Annotated in this window: 13 protein-coding genes; 1 reads left to right on the plus strand and 12 read right to left on the minus strand. The window is 72.1% G+C overall.

Annotated features, from left to right (window positions below; genetic code table 11):
• Positions 1-45 precede the first annotated feature (45 nt).
• From ispG to ITJ59_RS12620, 7 genes are all read right to left on the minus strand, one after another.
• Entirely contained in the window at positions 46-1,179 is a 1,134-nt protein-coding gene (gene ispG, locus ITJ59_RS12590) for a flavodoxin-dependent (E)-4-hydroxy-3-methylbut-2-enyl-diphosphate synthase (RefSeq protein ID WP_111083888.1), read from the minus strand.
• 74 nt (positions 1,180-1,253) lie between these two features.
• Positions 1,254-1,814: a cysteine hydrolase family protein gene (locus tag ITJ59_RS12595; RefSeq protein WP_194651500.1), complete on the minus strand. Its 561-nt coding sequence runs from the start codon at positions 1,812-1,814 to the stop codon at positions 1,254-1,256.
• Positions 1,811-3,301 carry a purine-cytosine permease family protein gene (locus ITJ59_RS12600; RefSeq protein ID WP_194651502.1) on the minus strand — a complete coding sequence of 497 codons (1,491 nt, stop codon included), beginning with the start codon at positions 3,299-3,301 and terminating at the stop codon, positions 1,811-1,813. Before ITJ59_RS12600 ends, ITJ59_RS12595 begins: the two co-directional genes overlap by 4 nt.
• Before the next feature lie 24 nt (positions 3,302-3,325).
• A complete protein-coding gene (locus ITJ59_RS12605; RefSeq protein WP_194651504.1) occupies positions 3,326-4,660 on the minus strand; it encodes a M50 family metallopeptidase in 1,335 nt (444 codons plus the stop codon).
• A 174-nt stretch (positions 4,661-4,834) separates the two neighbouring features.
• Positions 4,835-5,917 carry a 1-deoxy-D-xylulose-5-phosphate reductoisomerase gene (gene dxr / locus ITJ59_RS12610; protein WP_194651505.1) on the minus strand — a complete coding sequence of 361 codons (1,083 nt, stop codon included), beginning with the start codon at positions 5,915-5,917 and terminating at the stop codon, positions 4,835-4,837.
• Between the two features lie 2 nt (positions 5,918-5,919).
• On the minus strand, positions 5,920-6,891 hold the full coding sequence (locus ITJ59_RS12615; RefSeq protein ID WP_194651507.1) for an FKBP-type peptidyl-prolyl cis-trans isomerase: 972 nt from the start codon (positions 6,889-6,891) through the stop codon (positions 5,920-5,922).
• Between the two features lie 6 nt (positions 6,892-6,897).
• A complete protein-coding gene (locus ITJ59_RS12620) occupies positions 6,898-7,407 on the minus strand; it encodes an OsmC family protein (RefSeq protein ID WP_323749490.1) in 510 nt (169 codons plus the stop codon).
• Positions 7,408-7,464: 57 nt separating this feature from the next.
• Here ITJ59_RS12620 and ITJ59_RS12625 point away from each other — a divergent pair, with 57 nt between their 5' ends.
• Positions 7,465-8,457: an asparaginase gene (locus ITJ59_RS12625; RefSeq protein ID WP_194651511.1), complete on the plus strand. Its 993-nt coding sequence runs from the start codon at positions 7,465-7,467 to the stop codon at positions 8,455-8,457.
• Between the two features lie 5 nt (positions 8,458-8,462).
• Here ITJ59_RS12625 and ITJ59_RS12630 read toward each other — a convergent pair whose 3' ends face one another.
• From ITJ59_RS12630 to ITJ59_RS12650, 5 genes are all read right to left on the minus strand, one after another.
• The gene (locus ITJ59_RS12630; protein ID WP_194651513.1) at positions 8,463-9,092 is read right to left on the minus strand and encodes a hypothetical protein; all 630 of its coding nucleotides are present in this window, start codon (positions 9,090-9,092) and stop codon (positions 8,463-8,465) included.
• A 69-nt stretch (positions 9,093-9,161) separates the two neighbouring features.
• Entirely contained in the window at positions 9,162-10,940 is a 1,779-nt protein-coding gene (locus tag ITJ59_RS12635) for a zinc-ribbon domain-containing protein (protein ID WP_416354867.1), read from the minus strand.
• Positions 10,937-13,393: a DUF3488 domain-containing protein gene (locus ITJ59_RS12640; protein ID WP_194651515.1), complete on the minus strand. Its 2,457-nt coding sequence runs from the start codon at positions 13,391-13,393 to the stop codon at positions 10,937-10,939. The genes ITJ59_RS12635 and ITJ59_RS12640 overlap by 4 nt, the downstream gene beginning before the upstream one ends.
• The gene (locus ITJ59_RS12645) at positions 13,390-14,700 is read right to left on the minus strand and encodes a DUF58 domain-containing protein (protein ID WP_228511469.1); all 1,311 of its coding nucleotides are present in this window, start codon (positions 14,698-14,700) and stop codon (positions 13,390-13,392) included. Before ITJ59_RS12645 ends, ITJ59_RS12640 begins: the two co-directional genes overlap by 4 nt.
• Positions 14,701-14,798: 98 nt before the next feature.
• On the minus strand, positions 14,799-15,770 hold the full coding sequence (locus tag ITJ59_RS12650; protein WP_194651518.1) for an AAA family ATPase: 972 nt from the start codon (positions 15,768-15,770) through the stop codon (positions 14,799-14,801).
• Positions 15,771-15,784 lie beyond the last annotated feature (14 nt).

Here is a 15,784-nt window from a genome sequence, read left to right on the forward strand (position 1 = left end):
TCGCACCGAGCGCGCCTCGCACGGTGCGAGGAGAGTACTCGCCCGCTACGGGGTGGTGATGACCTCGGGGCTGCCGAGCGCGGCTTCGGGGCCCATCTCGTCGGCGATGCGGTTCGCCTCGGCGATGAGCGTCTGCACGATCTCGTGCTCCGGCACCGTCTTGACGACCTTGCCCTTGACGAAGATCTGACCCTTGCCGTTGCCCGACGCGACGCCGAGGTCGGCCTCGCGTGCCTCACCCGGACCGTTCACGACGCAGCCCATGACGGCGACGCGCAGGGGGACGGACATGCCCTCGAGTCCCTTGGTGACGTCGTTCGCCAGCTGGTAGACGTCGACCTGGGCCCGGCCGCAGCTCGGGCAGGACACGATCTCGAGCTTGCGCTCGCGCAGGTTGAGCGACTGCAGGATCTGCAGGCCGACCTTCACCTCTTGCGCTGGCGGTGCGGACAGGGACACGCGGATCGTGTCACCGATGCCCTCGGCCAGCAGGATGCCGAACGCGGTCGCGCTCTTGATGGTGCCCTGGAACTCCGGGCCGGCCTCGGTCACACCGAGGTGCAGCGGCCAGTCGCCGGCGGCGGCGAGCTGCCGGTAGGCCTTGACCATGACGATCGGGTCGTTGTGTTTGACCGAGATCTTGAAGTCGTGGAAGTCGTGCTCCTCGAACAGGCTGGCTTCCCACACGGCGGACTCGACCAGGGCCTCGGGCGTGGCCTTGCCGTACTTCTGCAGCAGGCTCGGCTCGAGCGACCCGGCGTTCACGCCGATGCGCAAGCTGACTCCGGCGGCCTTGGCGGCAGCGGCGATCGCGCCGACCTGGTCGTCGAACTTGCGGATGTTGCCCGGGTTCACGCGGACCGCGGCGCAGCCGGCGTCGATGGCCTGGAACACGTACTTCGGCTGGAAGTGGATGTCGGCGATGACCGGGATCTGCGACTTCTTCGCGATGATCGGCAGGGCGTCGGCGTCCTCCTGCGTCGGCACGGCGACCCGGACGATGTCACAACCAGAGGCCGTGAGCTCGGCGATCTGCTGCAGCGTCGCGTTGATGTTCGTCGTCGGGGTCGTGGTCATCGACTGGACGGACACCGGAGCGTCGCCACCCACGAGCACCTTGCCGACGCGGATCTGGCGCGACTTGCGTCGGGGGGCGAGGGTTTCGGGCGACTTGGGCATACCGAGGTTCACAGCGGGCACGTGTGCACTCTACGCGCTCGATCCGGCCCCACCTGCCCGGTCACACCGGACGCTCAGAGCTGCGCGGCCGTGTCCACCACCGTGATGAGCGGCGCGTACAGCCGCATCACGTCGAGTGCGCGTGCGTGGTCCGCGTCGCTCGCCCCGGCGCACGCGTCCGCCACGACCGTCACGGTCGCGCCCGCGTCCGCCGCCGCCAGGGCCGTCGACAGCACGCAGCAGTCGGTGGACACGCCCGTCAGCACCAGGTCCGGGTGGTCGCCGACGACTGCCTGGAGGCCCGTCCCCCACTTGCCGAACGTCGGCTCGGTCACGACGGGGTCGTTCCGGTCCGCTGCCGCACTCGCGAAGGGTTCGGTCAGTTCGTACAGCGGGTCGCCGTCCGGCACCAGGGCGAAGGGCCAGTCGCGGTAGTACGGCACCCAGGCGCCCTGCGGGCGCTGGGGTGCCACGAACCGCGTGAACACCGTGCGCCCGGTGAACCGGGGCAGCAGCCGTTCGATGCCGACCCCGGCGTGGTCGTACCGCGGAGCCGCCCAGGGGCTCTCCCCCGTGAAGACCTGCTGCATGTCGATGACGACGAGCCAGGCGTCGTCGGGGATCGCTGTGCTCATCGCAGGTCGTCCGGGGCGCTCAGGGCTTCCTGGCGGTGGACCGAGCCGCGGGCGAAGAGCAGGGTTCCGAGGAACCCGACGACCAGGGCGACCAGCACCCCGAGGTTCGCGTACGCCCAGGCGCCCTTCCGTCCGCCGAGGCCGAGTGGCTCGAGCAGGTAGCCCTGCCACGACAACCAGGCCGGCGACGCCAGCGTCACCAGGCCCCAGCCGAGTGCCGTGCCGACGACGACCAGGGCGATCGCGCCCCACCGGACGTCGCCGTAGCGGCCGCGACGATCGTCGAGCTCGGACTCCGCGTACGCCCTGCGCCGGAGCAGGACGTCGGCGACGAAGATGCCGGCCCAGGCGGCGATCGGCACGCCGAGGGTGATGAGGAACGCCTGGAACGGGCCGACGAAGTCCGTTGCGAAGAAGGCGATGTAGATCGCGCCCACCACCATGAAGACGCCGTCGACCCCGGCTGCGACCGGTCGTGGGAGCTTCACGCCGACGCTCAGCAGCGCCAGACCGGACGAGTAGATGTCGAGCACCGCGCCGCCGACGAGCCCGAGGATCGCGACGAGGGCGAAGGGGATCAGGAACCACACCGGCAGGATCGTCGTCAAGGCGCCGATCGGGTCGGCACCGATCGCGGCGCTCAGGTCCGGCGAGGACCCGGCGAGCAGGACACCGAAGACCACGAGGACGGCCGGTGCGAGGGCGCCGCCGAAGGTCGTCCACCCGACGACTCCCCCGGTGGACGACGACCGCGGCAGGTACCGCGAGTAGTCGGCCGCCGCGTTGACCCAGCCGAGACCGAACCCGGTCATCACCAGGACGAGTGCACCGATGAACTGCTGGCCGCTCCCCGTCGGCAGGGCGGCGATCGCCCCGAAGTCGATGGACGGCACCGCGAGCACCACGTAGACGACCGTCAGCACGGCGGTGACGACCGTGATCCAGGTCTGCAGGCGCATGATCACGTCGAACCCCGCGACGCCGGCACCGACCACGAGCGCCGCGACCACGACGAGGGCGACGACCTTGGTCAGCACACCGCCGTCCCAGCCGAGCTCGGTGAACACCGTCGACGTCGCGAGGACCGCCAGTGCGGCGAGGGCCGTCTCCCACCCGACGGTGAGGATCCAGCTGAGGAAGGCGGGCACCCGGTTGCCGCGGACCCCGAAGGCCGCGCGGCTCAGCACCATCGTCGGGGCTGATCCGCGCTTGCCGGCGATGGCGACGACGCCGCACAGCAGGAACGAGAACACCACCCCGATCACCGAGACGGCGGTGGCCTGCCAGAACGAGATCCCGAAGTCGACGACGAAGGATCCGTAGGCGATGCCCAGGACGGAGATGTTCGCCGCGAACCACGGCCAGAACAGTCCCCTGGGGGTGCCCTTGCGGTCGGACTCGGCGATGACGTCGAGGCCCTGCCGTTCGACGGTGCGGACCTCGGGCGCGGCGGTGGTGGGCCCGGAGTTCGTGGGCGCTGTGCTCATCCGCTGAGCGTAGCGCCGGAGCGACTACCCGAACAGGTTCACGGGCCGCACGATGTCGGCGTAGATCAGCAGCGCGCTCATCCCCGCCAGCAACACCACGACGACCATGGTGAGCGGCATCGTCTTCGCCAGGTCGATGGGGCCCGGGTCCGCCTTGCCGACGAGCTTGAAGGATCGTCGCTTGATCGCCTCCCACAGCGCGCCGGCGATGTGCCCGCCGTCGAGCGGCAGCAGCGGCACCATGTTCAGCACGAACAGGCCGATGTTCAACGAGGCCAGCAGCCCGAGGATCGTGTACGCCTTGTCGACCACCGGCACGCCGCTCATCGACGAGACCTCGCCGATCGCGCGGCCGACACCGACGACCGACACGGGGCTGTCCTGCGATCGCTCCTGCGCGCCGAACGCCGCGTTCCAGACGGCCACCAGGCGCTGCGGCAGGTCGATGATGAGGTGCGCCGACGCGGAGATCTGCGCACCCGTCGCGGGCAGGACCTCGGCCGGCGACTGCCGCACGAGCGACTGCCCGATGCTGACCCCGACGACACCGACCCGCTGGGTCTTCGTCGTGCCGTCGTCGTTCGTGACGACCTTGCCCTCGGCGTCGTAGACGTCACGGGTGGCGGTCGTCGGGGTGATCTCGAGCGTCTTCCGAGCACCGTCGCGCTCGACGACGACCGTGACCTGCTCGCCGGCGGACTCCTGGAAGACCTCGGAGACGCGCGCGATGGTCGGGTCCTGCTCGCCGTTCACCGAGAGCACGACGTCGCCGGACGCGATGCCGGCCTGCTTCGCCGGCGACTCCGCGTCGCCCGAGGTGCACTCGGTCGCCTGGCTGGTCGGCAGGACGCAGTCGACGCTCGACGTGAAGGTCGTGGTCGGTGATCCGAATCCGCACAGCAGCACGCCGAACAGCACGATGCCGATCACCAGGTTCATCGCGGGGCCCGCGACCATCACGATGATGCGCTTCCAGGGGGTCAGTCGGTAGAAGGCACGGGAGTCGTCGCCGCCCGAGTCGGCGATCTGCTCGGCACTGGCCTGGCGGGCGTCCTGCACGAACGCCCCGTACATGCCGGTGTTCGTGATCGCGCTCGGACGGCCGGAGGCACGCGGCTTCAGCATGCCGACCATCGAGATGTAACCACCGAGCAGGATCGGTCGGATGCCGTACTCGGTCTCACCCCGCTTGAACGACCACATGGCCTTGCCGAAGCCCAGCGAGTACTGCGTCACCTTGACGTTGAAGAGCTTCGCGAAGGACAGGTGCCCCAGCTCGTGGAGTCCGATCGAGACCAGCAGGCCGATGATGAAGACGACCACGCCGAGGACGAAGAGCAGGACGGATTCGACGGTCACCGGGAAAGGGTACGGGACGCTTGCCATGACGGAGCCGAGCGCCGTCTGAGAGGTGGGACGGGCCTCTCCCCACCGGCACGGCCGTCCCGCCGCTGGCGCGTCGCGCCGGAACCGGCGGTGTGGGCCCAGTCCGTCACGTGGTGACCAGGCGACGGACGGGAGGCCCGACTCGCGTCAGCGGGACAGCGCGCGGTCCGCCGCGGCGCGGGCCCACTGCTCCGCCGCCAGCACGCCGTCGAGTGACGGCTCCCCCGCCGTGTGCTCCTCGACCACGCGCTCGACGGTGTCGACGATGTCGAGGAACCCGATGGCGCCCGCGTGGAACGCGGCCACGGCCTGTTCGTTCGCGGCGTTGAACACGGCCGGGAACGTCCCGCCGAGCGCGCCGACGCGTTTCGCGAGCGCGACCGCACCGAACGCGTCGGTGTCGAGCGGCTCGAAGGTCCAGGTGCTCGCCGTGGTCCAGTCGAGCGGCACGCCGACGCCGGGCACCCGGTCCGGCCAGGCGAGACCCAGCGCGATCGGCAGGCGCATGTCCGGCGGCGAGGCCTGCGCGATGGTGGAACCGTCGACGAACTCGACCATCGAGTGCACGATCGACTGCGCGTGCACGGTGACGTCGATGCGGTCGTACGGCACCCCGAAGAGCAGGTGGGCCTCGATGACCTCGAGTCCCTTGTTGACGAGCGTCGCGGAGTTCGTCGTGACGACGAGGCCCATGTCCCACGTGGGGTGCGCCAGCGCCTGCGCCGGGGTGACGTCGCGGAGCTGCTCGCGGGTGCGGCCCCGGAACGGGCCGCCGCTCGCCGTCAGGACGAGCCGATGGACCTCGGTGTCGGCCCCGGAGCGGAGCGCCTGCGCGATCGCCGAGTGCTCGCTGTCCACGGGGACGATCTGGCCCGGTGCTGCGGCCTGCTGGACCAGGGAGCCGCCCACGATCAGGCTCTCCTTGTTGGCGAGGGCCAGGGTCGCACCGGTCTCGAGTACCGCGAGCGTCGGCCCGAGGCCGACCGAGCCGGTGATGCCGTTCAGCACGACGTCGGCCTCGACGCTGCGCACGAGCTGTTCGGAGTCCGACGCGCCGAACGCCGTGTCGCGGACGCCGAACCGGGCTGCCTGCTCCGCGACCAGGTCACGGTTGCTGCCGGCGGTGAGGCCGACGACCTCGAACCGGTCGGGGTTGCGGGCGACGACGTCGAGCGCCTGCGTGCCGATCGAGCCGGTGCTGCCGAGGACGACGATGCGCCGCCGGGCCACGGTCAGCCCTTCGCGAGGATGTCGACCACGAAGACGAGCGTGGCGTTCTTCGGGATGCCGGAGCCCTCCTGCGGGTTCGCGCCGTAGGCGTCCTCCGGCGTGGCGACGATCAGGACCTGCGAGCCGACCTTCTGCCCGACGAGACCGGTGACGAAGCCCTTGATGAGCGCGCTCTCCGAGACGGTGAAGGTCGTCGGGGCACCCTTCGACCACGAGGAGTCGAACTCCTTGCCGGTGGCGTAGACGACGCCCTTGTACTGCACCAGTGCGGTGTCGCCGTCCGCGATCGCCGCGCCGTCGCCCTGCTTCAGGACCTCGACCGTCGTCTTCGACGGGGCCTTCACGCCGTCGGGGATCGTGATCTCCGGCTCGCCGGACGCCTTGTCCTTGACCGTCGGCAGGCTGGGATCCTGGTCCTGCGGGGTGCCGCTGGCCTTGGTGGGGGTCTGCGCGACGACGTCGGCGACGACGACGATCTCGCCGCCGGTGTTGAAGCCGAGCGCCGCGGACTGACCGACCGCGGCGACACGGTCGCCGACCTTCGAGCAGGCGAGCAGGGCACCGAAGCCCGAGCCGCCGACCGACAGCACCTGCGGGTTGCCCTCGTCGAAGCCGACCGTACCGAGCTTCTTGGCGTCCTTGGCCTCGTAGACCGTGTACGACACCTGGGCGTAGTCACCCTCGTCCAACGATGCACCCTTGCCCGAGACGAGCTTGGTGGCCTGCGGGGTCTTCGCCGACAGGCCGGCCGCGAACTTGACCGTCGGGGCCTTCGCACCGCCGAACGAGCCGGTCGCCCGGATCGAGTCCGAGGCCTTGCCGGGGTCCGGGCAGGAGGTGATCGCCGAGGCGGTGGCGCTGGCCGTCGGGGTCGGCGAGGCCGTGGACCCGTCCGAACCGGAGCCGGAGCACGCGGCGAGACCCAGCACGACGGCGGGGACGAGGGCGATCGGGAGCAGACGCAGACGCTTCACGGGAACTTAGTCTGCCCCACCCGCTGAAGAGTCCCCTGCCAATGTCGCAGCACGGACGACCGTCTCGGCGTCGTGGTGCACCGGGAACGACACCGAACGGGCGATGAAGCACAGCTGGTTGGCCGTGGCGTGCGCGGCCTCGGCGTCTGCGACCCGGTCGGCCTCGAGGATCGTCACGACCGGGTGCAACGTCGCGTCGGTGAGCTCGCCCGAGCCGTCGCGGTTCAGGTTCAGCGACGCCGTGGCCGTGTCGCGGTAGTCGACGACGGTGAAGCCCTGGGTCACCGCGACGTGCAGGTAGCTGAGCATGTGGCACTGCGCCAGCGCCGCGACGACGAGTTCCTCGGGGTTCCACCGGTCGCGGTCACCGCGGAACGTCGGGTCGGCCGAGCCGGCGACGTCGGGCTTCCCGACGGCCGACACGACGTGGTCGCGGCCGTAGTCGCGGTAGCCGGAGGTGCCGGTGCCGCGGTCGCCCGTCCAGTTGACGGAGACCTCGTAGGTGTGGTCCTGCACGCGGGTGCTCCTTCGTCGTCGTCGCTGGCGGTGGTCCGCCCTGGCTAGCATGGCGGCATGACGGTGAGCCACGAAGTCCGCACTGATCGCCATCCTCTCACCGCCGACGGGTCGGTCGAACTCGCAGTCCTGGACCGGTCGGGGTTCGACGAGAGCCGGCACATCGGCGCGGGGGTCGTGGTCGACTCCTCGGGCACCGTCCTCGACTCGGTCGGTGACGTCGACGCCAGCATCTACCCGCGCTCGACGATGAAACCGTTCCAGGCCCTGGCCGTGCGCGGAGCCGGTGCGCTGTTCTCCGACGAGGAACTCGTCCTCACCACCGCGAGCCACGCCGGCACGGCCGCGCACCAGGCCCTCGCGCTGCACATGCTCGAGTCGTACGACCACGTCGAGGCCGACCTCGGATGCCCGCCGGACATGCCGTTCGACCGTGCGACCGGCCGCACCATGGACGGCCCGCGCCGCCTCGCGATGAACTGCTCCGGCAAGCACGCCGGCATGCTCGCGGCCTGCCGTCTCAACGGGTGGGACGAAGCGACCTACCTGGACATCGCGCACCCGATGCAGCAGCGGGTCCGCTCGGTGGTCGAGGACTACACGCACGAGACGGTCGACCTGGTCGGGACCGACGGGTGCGGCGCGCCCGTCTTCCCGCTCACCCTGACCGGGCTGGCACGCGGGTTCGCCGGCGTCGTCGCTCGCGCGGACGCCGACTCCGCCGCGCTGACCGACGCGGTGCTGGCGCACCCGTGGGCGATCGACGGCGTCGGCCGCGCCAACACGGTGACGATCGAGCGGCTGCAGGTGCTGGCGAAGCTCGGCGCCGAGGGCGTGATGGTCATGGGGCTGCCCGGAGGCGCCGCCGTCGCCGTGAAGGTGCTGGACGGATCGCAGCGCGCGGGGACCCTCGCCGCCCTGACCCTGCTCCAGCGCAACGGACTGGTGGGGGCCGAGGGCGTGGCCGATGTCCTGGCGGCGACCGGCGAGCAGGTGCTCGGTGGTGGCGTCCCCGTCGGTGCCGTGCGGGTCGGTTCCGGCCTGCGCTGAGGCCGTCACGGGTCGAGCACCGGCAGGGTCGGTCGCAGCGCGACGCCGCGTCGGTCGGCTGGGCGGCGCACGGTGCACCCGTAGCGGGTGACCTCCACCACGACGTCCCACACCCGTGGCATCGTGCCGAGTCCCGGGACGAGGACGACCGTCCCGTGCGGGTGTCCGGCACGGTCCAGGCGAGCGAGCACCGCCGTGCCCTCGGGCAGCGGGGGAACGCGCTCCGACGGCGCACCACGGACGTCGTCGTCGCGTTCGGCGGCTGCACGGACCTGCTCGGCGATCCCCTCGAACACCGCGGCGGCGAGGACCCCGGTGCCGATGACCACGATGTGTCCCGTCACGTCGGTCTCGTCCGGCGTGCCGTCCGGTCGGTGGCCGAGCAGGAGCCGTGCCGGTCCGTCGACGCCCACGGCCCGGTCCGGCACCGGGACGCCGTGGTCGGCAGGAGCCCGTGGCTCGTCACCGCCGGCCGCCCGGGTGGACCGGTGGAGCAGGACGTCGAGGACGGCGCAGCATCCACCTGCGGCGAACAGGACGGGCCGGGACCACCCGGCGACGGGCGCCAGCAGCCCGGCCAGCACGAGCAGGATGGCCGTCCCGACCAGGACGCAGCGGGCGGCGAACGGGGTCATGCTCCCATCGCAGCAGATCGGCTACGCGGCCGGGACGACGACGGCCGATCTGTGGAGAAGGTCGGGCGGCTACTGCACCAGGAAGAACTGCTCGCCGATGTCGACCCGTGCACCGCGCTCCACGCGGTAGCGGCGACCCGGCTCGCACCGGCGGATCGAGCCGTCGATGTGCCGGACGACGGTGCCGTTGCCGGAGAACCGGTCGGACACCCACAGGTCGTCACCGTCACGGCCGAGCTCGAGGTGGGTCTTCGACACGGACTTGCCCGGGTCGTGGACCGTCAGCAAGTCGTCGTAGCGTTCCCCCGGCTGCGGACGCGGGAGTCGACCGAGCAGGCCGGTGCCGTGCACGCCGAAGCGTTCACCGGTGCTGAAGTGCAGCAGGAACGGCGCGCGCGTCGGGGTCTTGGAGACGATGCGGGTCTCGTCGACGTCCTCGTCGAGTCCGTCGACGAGTTCGTCGTCGGCCGTGCTCGACGCGACGTGGTCCGACGGTGCGGGCGGCAGCGAGGCCGTTGCCCCTCCGGGGATCGGGGGCAGTGGTGCTGCCGTGGGCGGGGCCCAGGACGCCGGTGCGTCGGCTGCTCCGAGTGGTTCGTCCGAGGGCGCAGCGTGTGCGCCGCGAGGACGCTCACCGATCGGCGGCGTTGCACGGTCCTCGACTGCGGGACCCTCGGCGTCCGTCTCGTCGGCCTCGGACTCGGCGACGGGGATCTCGTCGTCCGGCGTGTCGGTCGTCGCCGTCCCCCCAGCCCCGGCGGACTCGACGTCGGAGTGTTCGGTCGCCCAGTCGGGACGTGCCATCGGCAGGGGCACGACCGGCCCGGTGAAGGCTGCGGTGACGGCAGGTCGCACGGCACCGCACTCACCGCAGAAGATGTCGTCCGGCTCGAGGCGGTTGCCGCACACGTGGCAGATGGTCGTGGCGTGCATGCCCGGGGTCACGAGGGGTGCTGGCCGCGGCGGGCGGCGGTCGATCAGCGGCTCGACCACGGCGGTGTCACCCGGCTGCGGCGGCGACACGACGGGTACCGCGGCGATCTGCTGGCCAGCGCCGTCCTGGACCGGCGCATCGGCGTCGGGCTCCCCGAGGGCGGACGCGTCGTGCTCGGCATCACCCGAGGAGCCGTCGGTCGCGGCGTCGCCGTCGGGTTCGAGACCAGACGCGGGCGGGATCGGCGGTACGACGGGCACGGCGGGTTCCGCCGGGGCGTCCGGTTCGGCTGCGGCGCCTCGTCCGACCCACCACGAGGGGCCGGACGGAGCTGCGGTCGGGGCAGGGGCGACGGGCGGCGCCCACACCGGCGCCGGAGCCTGGGGCGGGGTCTCGTCGGCGGGCGACGGGGACACCGGACGGTCGTCGACGGGAGCCAGCCGGGTGCGCTCGGGGTCGTCGGCGCCCGGGTCGGCGGGCTCGGAGTGGTAGGCGTCCGGGTCGAGCGGCGGCTCGGCCTCTGTCTGGACCGCCTCGGACTGCGCGGCCGCGTTCGACCAGTCGCCGAGGCCGGAGTCGGCCCCGTGCACGTGCGATGGTGCCTGCCGCGGGGCGTTGTCATCGGGACGCTGGACGGGCACCGCAGCCGGTGTCTCGGTGCCTCGGCGATCGGCACCGGTAAGCCAGGCGCGTGTCGCGGGGTCGAGCGTGGACTCCGGCAGCCAGGCGTCGGCGGCGGGGTCGGACCGGCGGCCGTGGGCATCGGGCTGCTGCAGGGGCGGCGGTGGCGCCTGCTCGACGGGGGTGGGAGCAACCGGACGACGGCTCGCACCGGCGGTCACCGCTCGTCCGCACTCACCGCAGAAGATCGCCCCGTCCGGGAGCATCGATCCACAGTGTTCGCATCTGATCACGGTCTGCCTCTGTCCTCACTCGGCCGTCCACGACGCTCGTCAGGCCTCCGGCCATCGTAGTCACCGCGTCTCGCCGGGCCCTGACCGGTGCTCCCCCGACGCCGATCGGGACCTCGCAGGGACCGGAGCGACACGGCCGTCCGGAACCGCTCCCGCCGGTTCCGGCCGGTGTGCAGGGTACTGATCGCCTCGTCGGCGGCCGACCACATCCGGTCCGCGGCACGCTGGTCGACGTCGCTCGGTCCGAAGACCGCGCGGTCCGCGAGCGCGGCGAGACCGGTCCCGCCGTCGCCCGGAGCGCCGACGACGGTCTCGCGCCTGGTGGCCGACCCGGCGACGTCGTGGCCGCGGTCGAGCAGCGCGTCGCGGTACTCCTCCCAGGCCCCGACGACGCGACCGCGTGGTGTCGGTGCCCGACGCCGCCGTCGCCGACGGACCCGCTTGAGCAGGACGATCACGCCGAACGGCAGGAGCACGAGCGCGGCGACGCCGAGCACGCCGAGCACCCACGGCAGCGCGGCGAGCAGGATCTGCAGCCACAGTGGTTGGACGGGCGGCGTGTTGCGGTCGCTCTGCGGCGGCGCCTGCTGGTCCTGGTCCTGCTGGTCGACGGGGGGCGGCGGCACGACGGTCTCGGGTCGGGTCACCGGCTGCGGCGTCTGCTGCTGCTCGTTCGGGATCTCGCGGACACTCGGGTTCGGGTTGAGCATGACCCATCCCCACTGCGCCGTGTCGACCTCGATCCGCGCGGTGACGTCCGAGCCACGGAAGGTCGTCGTCGCCCCGCTCGCCGAGGTCCCGCCGGAGCCGGAGTCCCCACCGGCCGTGAAGCCCATGACCACTCGTGCCGGGAAGCCGAGCTCGTCAGCCATCAGGGCGGCCGCCGCGGCGTACTGCTCCTGGTCGCCGACCATCAGGGGCGACGTCAGGAGTTCCTGGATCCGGTCGGCTCCGTGCCCCGAGCGGCTCATCCGGTCGTCGCCCACCCCGTGGCTGACGTACCCGTTGCGCTTGAGCGCCTGGATCATCGCGACGAGCTTCGCGCCCGCGGTCGTCTCGGCGTCCGTCGTCGCCTCGACCGTCTCGCGCACGGCATCGGGGACGTCGCGTGCGGTCGGCACCGCGGCGTTCCCCGGACGGGCCGCAGCGAGTTGGGTGTCCGTCGGCTGGTCCGGCACGACGGCGGTCAGGGCGTACGAGGTACGGTTGCCGACTCCGCCGACGACCGCGCCCGTCTGCGTCGACCCGTTGTAGAAGAACGCACCGCGCTCGTCCTCGGAGTCGGACCCGGTGAACTCGACACGCTCCAGGTCGCCCACGGTCGGCAGCCAGACACCGCGGTAGCCCTCGAGGGTCACCCCGACGCGCACGGTCGTGCCGTCGACGCCCCGGACGTCGACGGAGGTCGGCACCCGCTCGAACGTGCCCGACGACGCGGAGCCGTCGGACCCGCCGACGCGGTAGACCACGCCGTCGTACGTGTCGAGCGTCGCGATGCGCACGAACCCGTTCTCGGGCAGACCCGTGACCCGGAGCTGCGCCGTGTCCGCCGCGGCCCGCTCTTCGTACGCCCGGAACCCGCTCAGGGGACTGACGTAGTCACGCGGGTCGAACGGCTTGACGACGTCCGTCCGGGCCACGGTGCGGTCGTTCGCGGGCGGCGCGACGAGGCCGAGTCCGGTGGCGACGACGGCCGCCGCCACGATGGTCCCGGTCCCGACCAGGGCAGGCCGCACGACGGACCGGGCGATCGGCACGGCCGACCCGATCGTGGTCGCGACGGCGACCGCGCGTCGCGCGTGCCGCACCGTGAGCGCCCAGACGAGCGCGATCGCGACGAGCACGACGGCCGTCACGATCGACGTGTCGAGCCGGCTCGGTCCGACGACGATCCCGACCGCGAACAGCGCCAGTGCCGGGATGCTCGCGAGTTCCTGCCTGGAGGCACGGGTCGCCACGCTCACGGCCGTCACCGTCGCGACGAGGAGCGTCACGAAGTACGGCACGAGCAGCGCCTCGTAGGAACCGACCGGCAGACTGATGGTCACCAGTTGCTTCCACCCGAGCGCGACGCCGGCGAACAGGGCGAGGAGCCCCTGCCCCGTCGGCAGGATCCCGGCGGCCTGGCCGGGCACGGCCGCCGGCACTCCGGCGATGGTGAACGCGGCCACCGTCGCCACCGCCACCGCGACGAAGGGCAGGCGCAGGACCGCACCGACGACCGCCACGAGCGTTCCGAGGACGATCGCGGTCACCGCCGCGACGATCATCGCCTGGTCGCGGTACACCGGCCACCAGGACACGCTCGCGACGGCGAGCAGCAGCCACACCGCGAGGGTGCCGCCGACCAGGCGGAACGGCGCGAGCCGACGGGCGTCACGGCGATCGGACCGCCGCGTGGACCGTCGCCCGCGCTCGGTCGACGCCGGGGTGACCACAGGCGGGGCGCTCACGCTGCCGCCGATCGGTGCAGGGCGTGCCGGAGGTCGTCGAGGTAGCCGATGGTCATCACGGTCAGGCCCGCGACGCGCAGGAACCGGGGCTGGGCCTCGGGTTCGCAGATCACCGCGACGACCTCGACCCCGACGGGGAACCGCGTCGCCGCGAGCCGGAGCGCCGGCAACCCGATGGTCGAACCGACGACCAGGAACGCGACCGAGATGCCCTCGGTGTCGCTTCCGACGATGCGGGAGACCTCGGCGATCGGCAGGCACGCATCGGCGAGCCCGACCGAGGCGAAGTCGTCGAGCAGACGCGTGGGCGTGACCGTCGGCAGGGTCCGCACGGCGTACACGGCACGCTTGGCGAACTCCGGGGTGCGCTCGGAAACGACGACCGAGACCTCGCGGCCGTCGCGGATGGCCCGGGCGCCGAGCGAGGCGGCCGCGCTGACCGCCAGCTCGAACTCCTCGTCGTCCCCGAACTCGGCCCGCGCGGTGCCGAGCGCCACCACGAGGTGCGATCGGCGTGTGTCCTCGAACTGCCGCACCATCAGGGCGCCGGACTTGGCCGTCGACTTCCAGTGGATGGTGCGCGGGTCGTCACCGGGCATGTACTCGCGGATGGCGTGGAACGCGATGTCCGCCGGCGACAGGTCGGTGGTCGCCTGGCCCTCGAGGTCGCGCACCAGGCCGGTGCTCGTCGACGGGATCGCGATGGTGCGCGGGTGCACGATGACCTGTTCACGGGCGGTCCACACGACCTCGCGGCGGACCAGCCCGACCGGGTCGGCGCGGACGCCCGTCACCGGCCCGACGTCGAGGACGCCGCGGCGGACCGTCGGCACCGGCACCAGCTGCTCGAAGGTGCCGTGTGCCCCGATGGCCGGGATCGCGACGTCGACGAGCCCCGGTCCCACCGGCACCTCGACCGTCGTCGGCACCGAGGGCAGCCGCGTCGGGTTCTCGGCGGTGACGACGACACCGGCCTCGTCACCGACCGCCACCCGGTGCTGCGGCAACCGCATCCGGATCACCAGGCGCGTACGGCCGATGAGCGCGATGCCCGCGACGACGACGAGCACCGCACCCGCGAAGCCGACGACGACGACCTCGCGCAGGCCGAACCGGTAGCCCGCCACGAACGCGACCAGCGTGAGCGCGGCCACGGTCCATCCGAGCCCGGTGACGACGGACGAGACCTCGCCCCAGGAACGCTTGACGAGCCTCCAGGCCGTTGCCCAGACCCGGACGATCCCGATGACCGCATCCGCGGCGACGCCGTCTCGATCACCGACGATCCGCGTGCGGACGTTGGTCATGCCGGCGACCGTCCCCGTGCGTTCGTACGCCGTCGTCCCGCGACGCGACCGCGTCGAGGACGGACGGCGCGAGCGCGTGGAGACGGGCCGGCGGTCCGTCACGTCGTGACTCGGTCGGCGGGCGGAGGCGTCTCCACCAGCAGCTGTGCGATGACGCTCGGCGCGCTGACGCCGTCGAACTCGGCCTCGGCGTCGAGGACCAGTCGGTGCGCCAGGACCGGCACCGCGAGGGCCTTGACGTCGTCGGGTGTGACGTAGTGCCGCCCGCTCAGGGCGGCGAGGACCCGCGCGGACCGGATGAGGCCCATGGCGCCGCGCACGCTGACGCCGAGCCGCACCTCGCTGGCGGAACGGGTCGCGTCGACCAGCCGGGCGACGTAGTCGGCGATGACGGCGTCGACGTGCACCGTGCGGGCCAGCGCAGCCATCTCGGTGATCGTCGCTGCCGGCACGACGCTCGCGAGCGGGACCGACGCCGACGGCGCGGAGGACGTCTCGAGGATCTTCACCGTGGCGGCGTGGTCCGGGTAACCGATGGAGGTCTTCATCAGGAAGCGGTCGAGCTGCGCCTCGGGCAGGCGGTAGGTGCCGGCCTGCTCGATCGGGTTCTGCGTCGCGATCACCATGAACGGCGCCGAGAGGCGGTGGTTCACGCCGTCGACCGTGATCGCCGACTCCTCCATCGCCTCGAGCAGCGCCGACTGCGTCTTCGGGCTCGCACGGTTGATCTCGTCGGCGAGGACGATGTTCGCGAAGACCGGTCCGCGGTGGAAGTCGAACTCCTGCGTGCGCTGGTCGTAGACACTGATGCCGGTGATGTCACCCGGCAGCAGGTCGGGGGTGAACTGGATGCGGTTCGTGCTGCCCTGCACACTCTGCGCCAGGGCACGCGCCAGGCTCGTCTTGCCCGTGCCGGGGACGTCCTCGAGGAGCAGGTGCCCCTCACTGAGCATCGCGGTGACCGCCAGGCGGATCACGAACGTCTTCCCGAGGAGCACCTGCTCGACGTTGGTGACGATGCGGCCGGCGACGTCGGCGAACCAGGTGGCCTGCTCCGGGGTCATGCTCATGCGGGGTGGTCCTC

It is taken from the genome of Curtobacterium sp. VKM Ac-1393 (assembly GCF_015350995.1).
In the GTDB taxonomy this organism is placed as follows: domain Bacteria; phylum Actinomycetota; class Actinomycetes; order Actinomycetales; family Microbacteriaceae; genus Curtobacterium.

Coding starts and splice junctions, on each gene's coding strand:
- ITJ59_RS12600 (WP_194651502.1), bottom strand. CDS start 3,301: ATGAGCACAGCGCCCACGAACTCCGGGCCCACCACCGCCGCGCCCGAG.
- ITJ59_RS12625 (WP_194651511.1), top strand. CDS start 7,465: ATGACGGTGAGCCACGAAGTCCGCACTGATCGCCATCCTCTCACCGCC.
- ITJ59_RS12650 (WP_194651518.1), bottom strand. CDS start 15,770: ATGAGCATGACCCCGGAGCAGGCCACCTGGTTCGCCGACGTCGCCGGC.
- ITJ59_RS12630 (WP_194651513.1), bottom strand. CDS start 9,092: ATGACCCCGTTCGCCGCCCGCTGCGTCCTGGTCGGGACGGCCATCCTG.
- ispG (WP_111083888.1), bottom strand. CDS start 1,179: ATGCCCAAGTCGCCCGAAACCCTCGCCCCCCGACGCAAGTCGCGCCAG.
- ITJ59_RS12645 (WP_228511469.1), bottom strand. CDS start 14,700: ATGACCAACGTCCGCACGCGGATCGTCGGTGATCGAGACGGCGTCGCC.
- ITJ59_RS12595 (WP_194651500.1), bottom strand. CDS start 1,814: ATGAGCACAGCGATCCCCGACGACGCCTGGCTCGTCGTCATCGACATG.